This is a genomic window from Rhizobium sp. CSW-27, from assembly GCF_018760785.1.
In the GTDB taxonomy this organism is placed as follows: domain Bacteria; phylum Pseudomonadota; class Alphaproteobacteria; order Rhizobiales; family Rhizobiaceae; genus Neorhizobium.
Window position 1 is genome coordinate 1 of record NZ_JAHHZO010000068.1, and the last position, 650, is coordinate 650.

The 650-nt window shown below is 64.3% G+C and carries 1 protein-coding gene and 1 pseudogene; both read right to left on the reverse strand.

Translation table 11 applies throughout. The annotated features are described in order from the left end of the window. Positions 1-343: pseudogene (locus tag KLP42_RS27510) on the reverse strand (phage tail protein); the annotation flags it as partial. A 2-nt stretch (positions 344-345) separates the two neighbouring features. Then, the coding region (locus KLP42_RS27515; RefSeq protein WP_502941354.1) for a DUF6950 family protein at positions 346-650 on the reverse strand (305 nt) is incomplete at its 5' end.

The following is a 650-nucleotide window of genomic DNA, read 5'->3' on the forward strand; positions in this document are numbered from 1 at the left end:
CGCCGCCTGCCCAGATCTTCGACAGGCCGTCGCAGGGGAAATCCCCGAACACATAGACCTGCTGCAGTTCGCGGTTCGCGCTGCCATAGGTGTTGACATAGGCATCATGGCCGGCAATTCCGACGCGGCCGCATGGCACCTTGCGGCTGACATTCTCGCCATATTCCCGGTCGAACTGCGTTCCGGATGCGCTGGCGGCCGCCTTCTTCGCACGCCGCTCTTCTGCCTTGCGCACGATGTAGTTGATGCCAAGGCCGATTGCGGCCTGTGCCAGGGCAACGCCAACCGAGCCAAGGCCGATGGCGGCGCCGATTGCGCCGGCAATCGCGGAAATGAAGGGCATGTCTAGAACACCTTGTAGGCCCGAGCCACGGCGGTCACGGGCAGGAACTGCAGGTCATAGCCTGTCGTGACTTCGACCCGCCGGCCGTTCCTGCGTTCGCAATGGCCATAGATCGTGCGCACGGCAAAGCCGGCCGAGGTGAAGGCGCCGCAGGAGATCCTGCCATCGCGCTCGATGACGCCGAGGTCACCGCGTTGCGCGAGAAGCGGCGAGGAAGGGGCGCCGAATGCTTCGACCAGCGCCTCCTCGACCGTTTCCCGGTAGCCGTGTTTGCGGAACAGCCGATAGCCTTCCGCTTCGGTTTGAT